The organism is Streptomyces sp. NBC_01320, from assembly GCF_035974375.1.
Lineage (GTDB): Bacteria > Actinomycetota > Actinomycetes > Streptomycetales > Streptomycetaceae > Streptomyces > Streptomyces yanii.
On record NZ_CP108391.1, the window covers coordinates 63,249 to 78,350 of the forward strand.

Sequence of the window (15,102 nt, forward strand, 5' to 3'; positions counted from 1 at the left end):
AAGGTACCTGGCATGAGTTTGTCATCTCCAGGTGGCGACCGCGAGAAGGTCGTCTCCAAGATCCCCGCCGCACTACAGCTGGACCTGAAGATCCGGGCCGCCCAGCACGGCATCGACATTCAGCACGCCGTCGAGGCCGGCATCGAGGCCTGGCTCGGGCTCGGGTCCAACCTCGCCCCCATCGACACGTCAGGCGCCAAGTCCTTCTCCACCTTCCTCCCTTCGGGCCAGTGGGACAGGTTCCGTGGCGACTGTGCCTCCCGCGGAGTCTCCATCATCCAAGGCCTCGCGCAGTCGGTGCAGATGTGGCTTGAGACCAATCCGGCTCCCACCGTGGTGCGACCCGAGCACCCCAAGCGGGTCGTCGTCTGCAACCAGAAGGGCGGCGTCGGCAAGACCGCCATCACCGCCGGCACAGGTGAGGCCCTGGCCGAAGACTCCAACCAACTCCACCCCGTGCGGATCTCCAAGCACTTCGCGGCCGCCCTGTCCGAGGACGACACTGACTCGCCCCTCGACTACGAGGACCTGCCGGGCCTCGGCCTGAGGGTGCTCCTGGTCGACTTCGACCCCCAGTGCCACCTCACCAAGCAGCTTGGCCAGGAACCTCTGCCACTCGAGGGCGACAGCCTCACCAAGCACATGGCGGGCGAATCCAAGGGCCAACTGCGTGACCTCATCGTGCCGATAGAAGACCCCCGGTTCGGTGACCGCCTGCACCTCCTGCCCGCGTGCACCGACGCGTTCCTCCTGGACGTCAAGCTCTCCGGTGTCCGCGCCCGAGAGGCCGCACTGGAAAGAGCACTGTCCGCTGTCGAGGACGAGTACGACGCAGTCCTCATCGACTGCCCGCCCAGCCTCGGCCTGAGCATGGACGCCGCCGCGTACTACGGGCGCCGCCGACCCGGAGAGGCACCCGGCAACTCCGGTGTACTGGTCGTTGTCCAAGCCGAGGACAGTTCCGCCGACGCGTACGGACTCCTCACCTCGCAGATCGAGGACCTACGCAACGACATGCACCTCGAACTCGACTACCTCGGCATCGTCGTGAACCACTACGACGCCCGACGCGGATACATCGCCACCTCATCCCTCGGATCATGGATGGACATAAAGGATCCCCGAGTAGTCGGAGTCATCGGAGACCTGAAGGAGCAGAAGGAGGCCGTGCGCGTAAAGCAGCCTCTGCTGGCGTACTCGCCCCGCTGTGACCAGTCCGTCGGAATGCGGGCCCTGGCCCGGGAGATCTCATGAGCAAGGCAGCCAAGCTCGGCGCTGGTGCGTCGTTCGGACAGACGCAGACCATCAGCGCACGCCGCGCCGCCATCAACGCCAACACCAGTGCCCCGACGGAAGGAGCACCGCCCCCCGTCAAATTGCCCGTTGACCTGATCAGCCTGAACCCGGACAACCCGCGGTCCGAGCTCGGTGACCTGACCGACCTCAGCGCCAGCCTCCGCGACCACGGCCAGAAGACCGCGATCAGCATCATGGGCCGGTTCGCCTACCTCGAAGGCAACCCCGGACGCGAAGACGACCTCGAGCAGGACACCAAGTACGTCGTTATCGACGGCAACTCCCGCCTCGCCGCATCACGGGAAGCCGGCCTCACCGAGATCAAGGTCATGCTCGACGACGACCTCGGCAGCAACCCCGACGAAATACTGGAATCGGCCCTCGTCGCCAACATTCACCGCCAGGATCTCGACCACCTCGATGAGGCCAAGGCCCTTGACCAGCTCCTCAAGGTGCACGGCACCCAGGAAGCTCTCGCGACGCGACTGCACCGTTCCCAGGGATGGGTATCACAGCGCCTCGCCCTCCTGACGCTGACACCCGAGCTGAAGGAGAAGCTGCAGTCAGGCGAGGAATCTGCAGCACTGCTCCGCCGGGTCGGCAAGAAGAAGGCCGAGGAGCAGGAAACTCACCTGCGGCGCCTGAAGGAGATGGAAGCCCAGGAGGCTGCTGAGAAGAAGGCCCGCGCCGAGAAGAGGAAGGCTGCCAGCCACAAGCAGCCCGCCGACAAGCCTGCGGAAACAGATCAGGCGGACCGATCTCATTACGGCGTAATAAACGGCGCCCCCCAGTCCCAGAGTGCCGAACCCCGGCCAGCTGCTCTCGAGCAGACCGGCGTCACCACACCAGTACTGCCCGAGCCACGCGTCCAGCCCAGCGCAGCCGACGATGCCGATGTATCCGAGAAGCGCGTTGATCCCCTGGCTCGGCCGCCGGTGAAGATGCCGTGGCACGACGGGGCGGCAGCAATGGAGATCGTCTTCTGGAAGCTCAACGAGGAGCAGCGGCGCCTTGCGATCGGCCGTTACCTCGAGATGGTTGGCAGCCCGGAGGCTGCAGCCGCTGACCTCAGGGCCGCGGCTTCGCCCAAGTACCGGCAGGCGCTCGTCGAGCACCTCAACAGCGACATGTAGCAGCGCCAGACAACGGCCCCGTTGGAGGGGCCGTTGTCACGCTCGGCCGTAACCGGTCAAAAAGCCTTGCTGTACCCATGAAGGTCTCCTCTTGATCAACGGCAAGGCATGGACTGACGCATCTGCGGACAGCCACTCCTTCTCCGGGACTGACTTGACTGAGCCGGCTGACGCCCCGCAGTCGTCCGCGGCCGAGCCGGTCCTGGTCCCGACTGCCTCGGTGGCAGGCGAGAATGTTGTCGGCGGGGGAGTGCCGCAGCAGCCTTCTCGGCATGTCCCGCCGTCGGGTGCGACTCCGCCCGCGACGGGCAACGCGGCCGTGTGGGAGGCCACGGTCTCCGACAGCGGCGAGGCAACTGCGCGGCTGCCCGAGAAGCAGACCCAGGAGGCCGATCTGAATCCCGTGCAGCAGCAGATAGCGACCATTGCCCAGTGGCTCACCGAGGCCGAGGAGGCTGGCCAGAAGCTCTGCGGAGCGGAGGTCGCACGCCGTCTGGAGCTGTCCCCGAAGACCGGTCAGCGGCGGGTCAACGCAGCGGCCGACTACCTGAAGGAGCAGCGGCGGCAGCAGGGCCGCGCGCATCTCCGGTCGGTCAGCAGCTGACCGAACCGCCCTGACGAGTGGCCGATGACCGATCCCGGTCATCGGCCCCAGTCATGTCCGGGCCCTGTCGCGTGACCGATTCCGGGGGCGTGACCGACCGGTGGCAGGTGACCGATGGCGCCGTGACCGATTCCGGCGCCCGTGACCGATGACTGATGGAACCCGGATCGGTCATCGTTCATGACCGGCAGAGTCCTCATCGGTCACCTCGCCGGTGTGCCGACGAGCCTCTCCAGGCGGGCACCGTTCCGCCTCTCCGGCAGGGCTTACCCACTGCCAGTGCGAGTTGCCCGGGGTTGCATCGACCGGTCACCGAGGCTTGCCCAGCCCCTGAGGAGGCTTGCCCAATCGGTCACTGGAGGCTTGCCCGCCACATGGGCAAGCCTCCCACCTGCTGTTTCAGGGAGTTGGGCAAGCCATTGGGCAAGCCGGTCTGAGGAGAGTTCACGGCACGACATCCGAAAGGAGAAGTGCCGTGCCGAACCTGCCGCCGACCGCCCCCACCGCCCGCGGAATCTTTGAACGCCTGGACGCGGAGTGGGAAGTCCTGTGCGCGGACACCTCCGCCCAGGCCGCGGTGACCGACTGGCTGGTGACCGATCGCCTGGCCGACGACGTCGCGGCCGTGACCGATTCCTGGGTGCGCGGTCTCGGCCCCGCCCAGCTGCTCGCCGCCCTTCAGCCGCCCAACGGGGCCGTGACCGATGCGCTGACCGATGCCGTGCTCCGCGCCCTGTTGGGCCGCGCGGCCGGCCGTGACCGATCGGCAACGCTCGCCGCCCGCATCATCGTCCAGGCGATGATCCCGGCCGCGGTCCGCATGACCCGCGGCCAGGTCCGCCCCTTCGGTGGCCGCACCTTCGACGACATCGGTCACATGACCATCGCCGCCCTCTACGTCGTCGCCCGGTCCGGTCGCATCCACACCCGGCCCGGCCGGCCCGCCGCCAACCTCGCTCTGGACACGCTGCATCACATCTGCCGGGAGCTCGCCGCCGACCGCGAAGAACACGGTGAAGACCTGACCGCCGCACAGGACCTGGCCGACAGCACGCCTGGCCCGGCCGAGATGGCCGAAGCACAGACCGTCAGCGCGGCCGCGGCCGCCGCCGGCCTTCAGCCCACTGGGGCCGTCAGTGAAGGCGAAGCCGGCCGCGCCCGCCTGGAGCTACTCGAGCTGGTCCTGGACGCGATGGGCAGCGGCACCCTCTCGCCGGCCGACGGCCGCGCCATCGCCTGGCACTACACCACCGACCCACTCCCCGACACCGTCGCCGCCACTTACACCGGCACGACCGCCACGGCGTGGCAGCGCCGCCGCTCCCGTGCCGTGGCGCGCCTGTCGGCCTCGCTGCAGCTGAGGCCTGCGGCATGACCCCGCCTCGTCCCCCGTCCACCGTCCGCCCACACCCAGAGAAGGACACCCGCATGCCCCAGACCGTCAAGGCGCCCCTGGATGCAGACGAAGAGCGCGTCACCCGCGCCCAGCGTCTGCTCATCCAGCTCGGCGCCGCGCTCGTGTCGCACCCCTTCGACACCCACACCCACGACCGGCTGCGCGCCTTCCTCGCCAAGGACGCCGACGGTGTCCTCGCCTCCCTGGAGACGCTGCAGCAGCGCCCGGAGACCGAGCTGCGCCGGCGGATCGCCGAACTGGCCGGCCACACCCTGCGGCCCTTCGGAGAGTCGGCATGAAGTCCGCATGGAACCGTCGCCCGGCCGAGGAAGCGGCTGTACCGGACACCGAACCGCAGGACTGGGACATCGACGAGGGGCCGCAGGATGTGGCTGGCTGGTCGACCGGCGCCCAGGCAAACACCGCCGCCGCCATCCGCTGGACGGCTTGGGGTCTGCTCGTCCTCGGCCCGCTGCTCGGCGCGTTCGCGTATCTGTCGGCACCGGCACAGGCCGGACCGGCACAGAAGAAGCCGACGCCCGTCGCTCCGGCTGCAACCGGAGCCCAGGGCGCGGCCGGCTTCGCCCAGCTCTTCGTCGCCGCCTTCATCTCGGCGGGGGAGGGCGACCAGGGCGAGCTCGCCGCCTACTACCCGGACGTCACGAGCCTGCGCCTGGAGGGGAATTCGGGCCGACGACACGGCGAGCAGCTCACCGTCGTTCGGTTGCGGCAGACCGACTCCCGGGTTTGGTCCGTCACGGTGGCCGCCCGCATCACCAACACGAAACCGGTCGCGAAGTCGGCCGACGGACATCAGCGTGACGACAAGGACGAAGCCAAGGCCGCGGCCGCGCGGGCCGTGCGGTACTTCCAGGTCCCGGTCGCCACCGCGACCACGGCTGGCGGGGCGAGCGGCTACACGGCGCTGGCCATGCCGGCCGAAGTCGCTGCCCCCGAGCGGATCAAGGCTCCCGGACTCGTCTATGGGCTGATGCGGCCTGCGCTTCCATCGGATCCGCGCACTCAGGCCGTCACCGAGTTCCTGACCGCCTACCTGACCGGCGCCGGCGAACTCGACCGCTACCTCGCGCCGGGAACGCACCTCGCCCCCGTCGCTCCCGCGCCGTACACGGGCATCGCGGTCGACACCCTCGCCATCGAGGGCGAGCAGGGCACCGAGCCGGTGACCACTGTGCCCGACGACGGCACCACGCTGCGGCTGCTGGTCGCGCTGCGCGCCACGGGCCACGACGAGGTCCGTGTCCCGCTCACCTACGCGCTGACTCTCAAGGCCCGGGCCGGCCGCTGGGAGATCGCCAGCCTCGACGGCGCCCCCACGACCGCCACCACTCCCACCGCGTCCGTCGCGCCGGCCGCCCCCAGCGCCGGCACGACCCCCTCGACAGCGCCCAGCACCGCCTCCATCCCCAGCGCCGCTCCCACCCCCACCGCCACCTCCTGAAGGAGAAGACGCCATGGACGACATCACGCTCGCCGCCGGCTGGATCCAGACCGGTACCGGCCTCGGCAATGACATCAAGGCCCTCATCTTCAACGTTGCCATCCCGGTGCTGTGCGGCGCCTTCGTGGTCATTGTCGGCTGGAAGACGAAGGCGCCCGGGCCGACGATCATGGCCGTGATCTTCGCAGCCATCGTCTGGGGCGGCGCCGCGAACATGGACACCCTCAAGGACAAGACAACCGAGGACATCACTCAGTACGACGGCGGCGGCAAGCAACTCACCGGGCCGGGTGACCAGTGACCACCCACCTTGTCGATGCGTCCGAGACCAGCGACGAGCTGGTCGGCCGCTGCTATACCAAGGCCCGTCGTGCCCCGCTGGTTCACGGTGTTATCCGCGACGTCAACGGCGGCCGTGGGATCCGACTGCCGGGCGGCCCGTACACGCTCACTCAGCTCGCGGCGATCGTCGGCACGTTCGTGGCGTTGATCCTGACCCGTGCGGTCTGGGGCGGGCACGGGCTGATGGACGTGGTGGTGCTGCTCGGCCTGCCGTTCGCGGCCGCGTTTGTTCTGCGGCATCTGCACATCGATGGCCGCAACCCTCTCGCCGCTCTGGTCAGCGTCGCCGTGATGGTGACCGGCCCCAGGTGGGGGCGGCTGCATGGCCGGCCTTTCCGCCCGGTCCGACCGGTGAGCGGCGACACGCTCATCACCGTCGCCGCCGAGGGTCCTGTGGCCGACAGCGCCCCCGCAGCGGCACGGCCGGCCGTCGCCGTCACCGACCCTGCGCGGCCGGCGCCGGCCACACCCGCCCCCGATGCGACTGCCGGCGCCCCTGTGGCGTCCGGTGTGCAGGCCCTGCTCGCCCGCCGCGCCGCGTCCGCACGAACCGACCCGGAGGAGTGAGATGCGCCTGCCGATCCGGCACGTTGCCAACAACCTCGTCTTCACCACGCACGGCACCACGTGGGCGATCTGGCAGGTGGCTGCGGCTAACTACTCCCACGCGCCGGCGACCGCGAAGCAGCGGCGGCTGAAGTCGCTTGAGTCGCTGTTCAAGTCGCTGACGGGCGAGCCGATGCTGATGTCGCTGTGCCCGCAGGTCGACCCGATCGCCGTGGTGCGCGCCATGGTCGCCGACGTCGACCTGAAGAAGTCACCGCGCTACGAACGGCTCGGCCACGCCGTGCTGGACCAGCTCGAGGAGATGGAGCTGACCGGCCGCACCGACTGGCTCGCGATCCCGCTGCCGCCGCTGTCCCGCAAGGACGCCGCCCTGTCCGCGTTCGCCGCGGCCAAGGCCGAAGTCGCGCTGCAGCTCGGCCTCATGCCCGCACCTATCACCGCCGGCGAAGTCGAGCGGCGCACTGAGCAGGCCAAGCGGATGCATGCCCAGTGGCCTACCGGGGTGTCGATGAGGCCGGCCACCGAGGCGGAAATCTTGTGGATCTACGGCCACAGCGCGCGCCGCGGGCTGGCGGAGCCGTTCCTGCCCGACGGAACCGAGCGGGGTATCCGCGGCCGCGGCCGTACGGTCGCGGCCCTGGGGGAGGTGCTGCTCGCCGAGGGCGGCGCCGACTTCACCAAGCGCCGCACAGCACCGGGCAACCCGTTCGAGCGGCGCTTCGTTCAGATCTCCTCCGAGTGGGGCGACTCCTACCAGGCAATGCTGGCCCTGTCCGAGATGCCGGAGGCCTTCGCGCTGCCCGGGGCGGCGTACCTGCAGCAGCTGGACGATCTGGCCTACCCCGTGGACTGGACCGCCCGGCTGGTCATCACCCCAGGCACCAAGGCGGAGGCGAAGACCCGCAAGCGCGCCCGGCACCTGAAGGCGCAGGCCGCGGAGTACCAGGGCGACCCGGCCGGCCCGCCGGCAGCGCTCGCGAAGAACGAGGCGGACAACGACGAGTTCCGCGACCGGCTCACCGCCTCGGCCCGCGAGGTCGAGATCCGAGCCATGGTCACCCTGGCGGTCTGGGGGACCACCGCGGACGAAGCCCAGGACCGCGCGGCCGCCCTGTCCAGCGACTTCGGCGCCACCGACTACACGTTCTCCCGCCCGGTGGGGGAGCAGACCAGCCTGTGGCACACGATGCTGCCCGGCTGCCGCACCCCGCGGGTGATGACCGGATACGCCCAGTACCTGCTCGCCCGGGACTTCGCGATGGCCATGCCCTGGTGCGGCTCCCAGCTCGGCGACGAAAGGGGCGGCCTGTTCGGCCTGCAGCTCGCCTCCGGCGGCGCCCGCCCCGTCATGGTCGACCCGGCCCGCGGGCCCCGGGAGAACGCGTCCGCGTCGATGGCGTTCATCGGCGAGCTCGGCGCCGGCAAGTCCGTCGGCCTGAAGTCGGCGGTCTACAACGTCCTGGCCCGCGGCCACCAGCCCGGCAAACCGAACAGCCGCGGGCGCGCCGTCATCGTCGACCGCACCAAGGAAGAGGAATGGGCGAGGTTCGCGCAGGCTTGCCCCGGCACCACCCAGGTCATCCGCATCGACCAGAGTGCCGAAGTCTCCCTCGACCCGCTGCGCCTGTATGTGAAGGACAGCCCCAAGGTCGCGGCCCGCTTCTGCGAGTCGTTCCTGACGCTGCTGCTCGGTGTGAAGCCGATGGACCTGGAAGGCGTTGCACTGTCCGAAGCGGTGCAGGCCGTCCTCGAGCGGCCCAAGCCCTCCATGCGCGCCCTGATGGACGAGCTCGTTGCGCGTGGGGGAGAGGACACCCTCGCCCGGAACCTGGCCCGCAAGCTCAAGGCCGTAGCGCGCAAGGACCTCGCTGCCGTCGTCTTCGACGACACCCTCCCGGTCGTGGACACGGCCCGCGCCGACAGCGTCGTGTTCCTCGTCAACTCCCTCGCCCTGCCCAAGAAGAGCGAGCTCGCCTCCGACCACCGCATCGAGCGCCTGGAGTTCGAGAAGGTTCTGGGCCGCTCGCTGATGTACCTGATCGCCGCCGTGGCGCGCGAGACCGTCATGCGGCACAAGGACGAGTTCGGCGTCGCCGTATTCGACGAATGCTGGTGGCTCACCTCCAGCGACGAGGGCCTGGAGCTGCTGCTCGAGCTCATGCGTGATGGCCGTAAGCACAATGCCGCCGCGTACGTCGGCTCCCATGACCCGGACGACATCGGGCCGGCCGACAGCGAGAAGGGCGCCATCATCCGCGGCCTGATCCCGCACCGGCTCCTCTTCCGCCAGACCACTCGCTCGCTCGCCGAGCGTGGCCTGGAGTTCCTCGGCGTTGATGCCACCGATCCCGAACTGCTGGACCTGGTCACCGCCGGCCTGTCGCCGCTGGACCTGCCCGAGGAAGAGAGGCTCGCCCGGGCGGGGGAGTGCCTGTACCGGGACCTGACCGGCCGCATCGGACTGATGAAGGTCCTCATCCCGATGGACCCGGCCATCATGCGCGTCATCCACACCACCCCCAGCGACTACCGGACCGCAGCATGACCACGCTCCTCACGTGGCGACTACGCCTGCGAGCGCTCGGGGCCGCGCGGCTGCGCCTGGCGCTGCTGTTCGCCGCGCTCGCCGCCACCACCTTCACCCTGCTCACGTCGCTGCCCACTCACGCGGAACCCAACCCCACCCCGTCCCCGACCTCGCCGGCCGCCGGCGCCCAGCGCACCCCGACGCCGCAAGAGATCGAGGCGATCGAGGAGGTCATGCGCGAGCAGGGCGAGAAATTCTCCAAGGCTGCGCAGGAAGCGATGCTCGACACGGAGAAGGAGCGACTGCGCAAGCTGCTTCCCGACGAGGGCGGTGTCCTCGGCGTATTCGACGTCACCGACTCCAACGGCCTGCCGATCAGCGTCTACACCGTCAAGTCGGATACCGGCGGCCTGACGGACTGGGACCTGGGTATCGAGAACCTGCTCACCGAGCTGTGCTTCATGGTCACCAAGTGGCTGATCGCGTTCTGCTGCTGGCTCATCGCCTGGTCCCTGTCCTTCGGCCTGGCCAAACTGCTGCTCGTCCCGGTGCTGTCGGTCGCCGACTCCCTTCACACCCGTGTCATCTTGGAGATGGGCCTGCCCGCGCTGTTCCTGTCGGTGTGCACGGTCATCTGCGTCGCCCGGATCTTCTTCGGTGACAAGGCCAGGGGCTGGGGTGACGCCGCCCTGTCCCTGCTTCTGGCGGCGCTGACCACCACGCTGCTGTCCTCCACCCCGCACACACTCCTCGGGGAACAGGACGGGGCGATCGCGGTGACCCGCGGCCTGGCCCTGGAAGTCGCCGACGTCATCCTGGACGCCAACCCGGCAACGCCGAACGCCAACGACGGCGTCACCACCCCGGCCACCAGCAGCACCCTGTCGCGGCCGCTGACCGACGCGCTCACGGACGCGTTCATCGTCAAACCCGCCATGCTGCTGCAGTACGGCCGCGTCTTCGAAGGCGAGTGCGCCACCGAGTACGCAGACACCCGGCTCGCGCAGCTGGCCTTCGACCGGCAAGTCCACTCCCGCACCAACAAGCTCAAGAAGCTCACCGGCCTCGCCGACTACCTCAGCCCCGTCGGCCTGCCCGTCTCCTCTTGGTACGACACACAGATCGACATGAGCACCCGGTGGGCCGTCGACCACTTCGGCGACCCGCCCATGGAGCGCTTCGAAAAGAACTGCGTGCCCGGCGACGCCGACGCTGCGAAGAAGGCCAGCCTCGACAAGCTCGGCGGCGGACTCTTCCTCCTCATCGCCGCCATCATCATCTGCGTCCTTATCTCCGGCCTCGCCGGCAGCTTCCTGGTCGCCCAGTGCCGCATCGCCTGGGACGCGGTCCGCGGCGAGCCCGCGCTCATTGCCGGCACCATCCCCGGCGCCGGCCGCGCCTTTCTGTGGGACTGGGCCGCCTCCGTGCTCCGCTCCCTGGGCCAGATGCTCACCACCGTCATCGCGCTGGCGGTGTTCGTCCTCATCGTCCAGGCCGTCCTCGACCCGGTGCAGGAAGACTGGGGCAGAGAACTGACACTGCGCTTCCTGGTCGTCGACGTCGTGTGCATCGGCGCGGTCAAGAAGCGCAAGCAGCTGTCCGCCCGCTCCAAGCAGACCGCCGCGAACTTCCGCGCCAAGATGTCCGCCGCCCGCATCGGCGGCACCCACGGCTCCATCTTCAGCGGGCCCGCCACCTCGGCCGTCCCCAAGAACCGCCACATCGTCAGGAAGACCGCCCGCGGCCTGATCCGCGGCGCACTGGCCGGCGTCTCCCTCGCCCAGGGCAACCCGCTCGCCGCCATCGCCTACTCCATGCCACGAACCGTCGGCGCAACCGCCCTGGTGACCCGCATGCAGACCGGCCGCCGACGCGGTCGGCCGCACCGCGCCCGCACCGCCAGCCGCCCCACACGGCGCCCGGGCAACCCGCCTGGTGCACCCGGTGGCCCGGGCACCTCACCACAGGGTCCGCAGCCGAACGGCCCCCAGGGCGGCCCGCCCAGGCCGACGCACCCGCCACGCTCCGCCGGCCCTATGCGTCCGGCCGGCTCGCCGCGCCGGACAGGACCTGCTGCCCGCACCCCTCGCCCGCGGACCGCTCCCGCAGCGGCCTCGTCGACGACGTTCACCACCGGCTTGCCCGCCGCGGACCCGACGAGCCGTCCCCGCCGGCACATCCAGGCCCACCGGGCCGTCTCGCGGCGTACCCAGCAAGCGGCCACCCCACCGAGCCCATCCGTGAGCGGGCCGGGCGGATTCGACGCCTGGCTCGCCGACCAGGAAGAGCGGGAACTGGCCCGCCGACGCAGGCCCCCGCAAGGACCATCGTGACGCAGAAGAACAAAAGGCGGCTGGCCAGCACCGCCGGCCTGATCGTGCTGGCGATCGTCCTCCTGGCGGCGATCGCCGCGCACGTCGCCGGCATCGGGCAGAGCGAAGCCGAAGCCGCGACCGCACGGGCCCAGTGCGCCGCCAACGGGACCGGCGGCATGGACGTGAACACAGCCCAGGTCGCCCAGCAGGTCAAAGCGGTGCTCGCCGGCAGCAGCAGCGACGTCACCGTCGCCGGCCTGCCCTCGCCGAAGGAACAGATCCCCAACGCGAGGGCCATCGTGGCAACCGGCGCACAGATGAACATTCCGGCACGCGGTCAGGTCATCGCGCTCGCCACGGCCCTGCAGGAGTCAGGCCTGCGCAACGTCGACCACGGCGACCGCGACAGCCTCGGCCTGTTCCAGCAGCGCCCTTCCCAGGGTTGGGGGACCCGCGAGCAGATCATGGACCCGGTGTATGCAGCCACAAAGTTCTACAAGGCACTGAAGTCCCTTAAGGACTGGGAGAGCATGCCGATCACCGTCGCCGCCCAGAAGGTTCAGAAGTCCGGCCTGCCCGACGCGTACGCCAAGCACGAAGCGCTCGCCACCGCCCTGCAGCAGGCCATCGCGCCAACGCTCGGCACCGTGGCCGCCATCCCCGGCATCATCCCGGCGGCTGCAGGCTTCGGGGCCGATTGCGTCACCCAGGCCGGCACCGACTACGGCGGCATCCCCGCGGGCACACTGCCCGAGGGATACCAGATCCCCGTCACCGCCCCCATCCAGGCGCGTAACGCGATCCGTTGGGCCCTCGGACAGCTCGGCACCCCGTACCAGTGGGGCGGCACCTGCACCAACCCCCACGGCAACAACGCCCGCAACTGGTGCGACTGCTCCTCCCTGATGCAACGCGCCTACGGGGTGGCCGGCATCGAAATCACCCGGACCACCTACACGCAGATCAAGGACGGGCGGGCGGTGTCGGCCAAGGCTCTACAGCCAGGTGACCTGGTTTTAACTAACGGCACGGCATCCCGACCCGAACATGTCGCCATGTTCATCGGCGACGGGTTGATCGTGCACGCCCCCCGACCAGGCCGAGTCGTAGAAGTGGCTGAGCTCGCGACCCACGGAACTATCCTGGTGGCCCGTCGCATCGCACCCTGAATCTCAGGCGGTCACGGTCTGCGGGGGCGGGCATCACCCAGCTTCGCGCCGCTCAGCGAAACGCGGCCGCGGGTTCCCGCTGAGGAGCCTTCAGATTTCGCGAACTGACGGGGATCTTGGGTTGCCGGTAGGAAACGTGTCATGCGCCCCGAACGGGCGGCTAGGCCGCCTTGCCGCAGCCGTCCGGGGCAGGCCGGCCGTTTGCTTGATGCGTCGCACGTAGCGCGCGAAGGGGCCCCGCGGTACGTGCGACGGACCCGCGGGGCCACATGAGTACCGTCCTGTCAGGGCACCCATACCGACCGTACGGGCAACCAGCACTGACCGCCCGCCGGCACCAGCCGCGAGGCGTTCGCCGAGGACGACGTCGAGGCCCCGCTCGCCGGACTGGCCGCGACTCTGCCCATCGGGCGGCGCCACGCGCTCGTCGCGCTCAGACTGCGTGTCTGACGAGATGTTTCGCGACTGTCGCACATACGGGTGATCAATTGGGGCGGCCCGTGACGAGAGCCTGGCGACGATCGGTTGAGCCGAGCATGCGAAAGCTCCTCCCGTATGCCCTGGCCGTATCCGCGCCACTGTGCACGCTGCTGCCCGCCCCCGCGGCCCATGCCCTGCCAGCCACGGCCTCAACGGCCGTCGTGGCCCGGGACTTCAACTCGTGCGGCTACCAGCCAAAGTCCGCGCTGCGGCTGCGGAGCGGCCCGAGCACGAAACACACGAAGCTCGGGATGCTCTACCCAGCGGACTCGATCAGCGGCGACGGGGCAAAGGGAGCGTGGTATCGGGTGAGCCTGCAAGACCGCTCCAAGTCCGGCCTGAAATCCGGCACCACGGGCTGGGTCGCAAGGTCCGGCCTCAAGCCGCAGGTATGTATGCAGTTGGACTGACCGAAATAGGTGACTCCTGCCCGCCCTGAAGGGCGGGGAGGAGTCACCCGGATCTCGTGCCGCTGAGCCGTGCCGATGAGGGCCGTAACAGGACCCCGTCGCCGCGCCCCGCAGACCACCATGCTGCGCACCCTCGGCGTCCGGCTCACCACCGCCGGGGGGCCACGCATTGGTCCAGCTGCTCCTGCGCGGACCGCGCCTGCTGGTTGGTCAGGAGGTAAAAGGCACCCGGGTCCAGCTCAAGACATTCTTGGACCGGGGGTTGATGGTCACCTTCAGCCAGTTGTCGACGGCGGTTGACCCGTCGATAGTGACCCGGGTCAGATTCGGCGCGGCGGAGGTGACCCCGTAGAAGGAGAGCCACTTGGAGCCGGCGTCCAGCGGCTTGTCGCTGTTGTGGACGTGGCTGTCTCCGTTGAAGAGGTAGACCGGGCCGTGGAACGTGGCCGACTCCTTGGCAATCGCCTCGACGATCGGCTTGAAGGCGGAGTAGTCGGCGAAGGCTGGGTTGGTCACCGTCGGGTCGAACATATCGGCCTGAGTGAGCAGGACAACGGCCTTGTTGCGGTCGTCCTTGGCCGCGTCGAAGGTCTTGTGGATCTCCTGCAGCACGGCGTCGACGCGTCCGGCAACCTCGGCGGCCTGCTCCTTTGTGGGCGCGGTGTTGCCGGTCCACGGGGCGAGGCTGTTGTTGCTGCCGACGATGTGCAGAGCGGCGAATGCCACGTCGGACCGGGTGTACCGGACGTTTTCCGGGTAGCCCTGGTCAGCCTGCGAGGCCACGTGCACACTGTGCTGCCCGAGCGTTCGACCGGGCCGAGGGAAGAAGACCTGCCGGATCGCGGACAGGCGCTCGAGCGGGTTGTACCCACCGTTGTTGGGCCGGTGGCAGTCGGTCCACTCGTTGTCGCCGACGGTGTAGACGAGCGGATCCTTGAACTGGTCGAAGTCCGACTTGATCTGCTGGAAGTAGGTGTCACTACAGACCGTCGAACCGTTCTTGATATCACCGAGGTGATCGACGAACTTCACGTCTGGGTCGGCATTGATCTGGTTGATGACGTTCGGGAAGTCGGTGATCTGGGCGTCGCCGTAGGGGACGTCACCGATCACGGCAAAGGTGAAGGGGTCGTCCTTGGCAGCTGCCGGCCCGGTCGAGAGAGTGATTGCCAGCGCACTGACGGACAGTACGGCGGATGCGGCGCGGCGCCACGATGTCATCGTGAGTCCTCCTGGTCATGGGTGGACCCATCCGAGTGTGAGCGCATGAACTGACGTGCGATGGTCAGGCAGAGAGTGGATGAACATTCGCCACCGTCGCGGTGACCAAGCCGGTTTGACGCCCCCGCCTACCGGCCGCAACCGTGCACCCTGTCGTCGGCGTCTGTCGTGGGCACAAGC

General features: G+C 69.3%; 13 protein-coding genes. 12 read left to right on the forward strand and 1 reads right to left on the reverse strand.

The features are described from left to right. The first annotated feature begins 12 nt into the window (after positions 1 to 12). The 12 genes from OG395_RS55705 to OG395_RS55760 all read left to right on the forward strand — a co-directional run bounded on the left by OG395_RS55705 (position 13) and on the right by OG395_RS55760 (position 13,701). The gene (locus OG395_RS55705; RefSeq protein ID WP_442818817.1) at positions 13 to 1,254 is read left to right on the forward strand and encodes a ParA family protein; all 1,242 of its coding nucleotides are present in this window, start codon (positions 13 to 15) and stop codon (positions 1,252 to 1,254) included. Further along, a complete protein-coding gene (locus OG395_RS55710; protein ID WP_327249840.1) occupies positions 1,251 to 2,429 on the forward strand; it encodes a ParB/RepB/Spo0J family partition protein in 1,179 nt (392 codons plus the stop codon). The genes OG395_RS55705 and OG395_RS55710 overlap by 4 nt, the downstream gene beginning before the upstream one ends. Before the next feature lie 154 nt (positions 2,430 to 2,583). Next, positions 2,584 to 3,033, forward strand: coding sequence for a hypothetical protein (locus OG395_RS55715; RefSeq protein ID WP_327249841.1), 450 nt, complete (start codon positions 2,584 to 2,586; stop codon positions 3,031 to 3,033). Positions 3,034 to 3,508: 475 nt separating this feature from the next. Further along, entirely contained in the window at positions 3,509 to 4,408 is a 900-nt protein-coding gene (locus tag OG395_RS55720; RefSeq protein WP_327249842.1) for a hypothetical protein, read from the forward strand. A 53-nt stretch (positions 4,409 to 4,461) separates the two neighbouring features. Beyond that, on the forward strand, positions 4,462 to 4,728 hold the full coding sequence (locus OG395_RS55725; protein WP_327249843.1) for a hypothetical protein: 267 nt from the start codon (positions 4,462 to 4,464) through the stop codon (positions 4,726 to 4,728). Further along, positions 4,725 to 5,891 (forward strand): conjugal transfer protein, encoded by a 1,167-nt coding sequence (locus OG395_RS55730; protein WP_327249844.1) that lies wholly within the window; start codon positions 4,725 to 4,727, stop codon positions 5,889 to 5,891. The genes OG395_RS55725 and OG395_RS55730 overlap by 4 nt, the downstream gene beginning before the upstream one ends. Before the next feature lie 13 nt (positions 5,892 to 5,904). Beyond that, positions 5,905 to 6,192, forward strand: a complete 288-nt coding sequence (locus OG395_RS55735; protein ID WP_327249845.1) for a hypothetical protein — start codon at positions 5,905 to 5,907, stop codon at positions 6,190 to 6,192. Next, complete coding sequence (locus OG395_RS55740; protein WP_327249846.1) at positions 6,189 to 6,800, forward strand: hypothetical protein; 612 nt, start codon at positions 6,189 to 6,191, stop codon at positions 6,798 to 6,800. Before OG395_RS55735 ends, OG395_RS55740 begins: the two co-directional genes overlap by 4 nt. A 1-nt stretch (position 6,801) precedes the next feature. Then, a complete protein-coding gene (locus tag OG395_RS55745) occupies positions 6,802 to 9,345 on the forward strand; it encodes an ATP-binding protein (protein WP_327249847.1) in 2,544 nt (847 codons plus the stop codon). Beyond that, a complete protein-coding gene (locus OG395_RS55750; RefSeq protein WP_327249848.1) occupies positions 9,342 to 11,660 on the forward strand; it encodes a hypothetical protein in 2,319 nt (772 codons plus the stop codon). The genes OG395_RS55745 and OG395_RS55750 overlap by 4 nt, the downstream gene beginning before the upstream one ends. After that, positions 11,657 to 12,811 (forward strand): C40 family peptidase, encoded by a 1,155-nt coding sequence (locus tag OG395_RS55755; protein ID WP_327249849.1) that lies wholly within the window; start codon positions 11,657 to 11,659, stop codon positions 12,809 to 12,811. Before OG395_RS55750 ends, OG395_RS55755 begins: the two co-directional genes overlap by 4 nt. A gap of 536 nt (positions 12,812 to 13,347) precedes the next feature. Beyond that, positions 13,348 to 13,701, forward strand: a complete 354-nt coding sequence (locus OG395_RS55760) for an SH3 domain-containing protein (protein ID WP_327249850.1) — start codon at positions 13,348 to 13,350, stop codon at positions 13,699 to 13,701. 210 nt (positions 13,702 to 13,911) lie between these two features. Here the strand turns inward: OG395_RS55760 and OG395_RS55765 are convergent, their stop codons facing one another. Continuing rightward, positions 13,912 to 14,922, reverse strand: a complete 1,011-nt coding sequence (locus tag OG395_RS55765) for a metallophosphoesterase (protein ID WP_327249851.1) — start codon at positions 14,920 to 14,922, stop codon at positions 13,912 to 13,914. Between the last annotated feature and the right edge of the window lie 180 nt (positions 14,923 to 15,102).

Excerpts from the sequence above, each read along its gene's own strand:
- OG395_RS55765 (WP_327249851.1), bottom strand. The coding sequence starts at position 14,922 with ATGACATCGTGGCGCCGCGCCGCATCCGCCGTACTGTCCGTCAGTGCG.
- OG395_RS55760 (WP_327249850.1), top strand. The coding sequence starts at position 13,348 with ATGCGAAAGCTCCTCCCGTATGCCCTGGCCGTATCCGCGCCACTGTGC.
- OG395_RS55710 (WP_327249840.1), top strand. The coding sequence starts at position 1,251 with ATGAGCAAGGCAGCCAAGCTCGGCGCTGGTGCGTCGTTCGGACAGACG.
- OG395_RS55705 (WP_442818817.1), top strand. The coding sequence starts at position 13 with ATGAGTTTGTCATCTCCAGGTGGCGACCGCGAGAAGGTCGTCTCCAAG.
- OG395_RS55750 (WP_327249848.1), top strand. The coding sequence starts at position 9,342 with ATGACCACGCTCCTCACGTGGCGACTACGCCTGCGAGCGCTCGGGGCC.
- OG395_RS55735 (WP_327249845.1), top strand. The coding sequence starts at position 5,905 with ATGGACGACATCACGCTCGCCGCCGGCTGGATCCAGACCGGTACCGGC.
- OG395_RS55730 (WP_327249844.1), top strand. The coding sequence starts at position 4,725 with ATGAAGTCCGCATGGAACCGTCGCCCGGCCGAGGAAGCGGCTGTACCG.
- OG395_RS55745 (WP_327249847.1), top strand. The coding sequence starts at position 6,802 with ATGCGCCTGCCGATCCGGCACGTTGCCAACAACCTCGTCTTCACCACG.
- OG395_RS55725 (WP_327249843.1), top strand. The coding sequence starts at position 4,462 with ATGCCCCAGACCGTCAAGGCGCCCCTGGATGCAGACGAAGAGCGCGTC.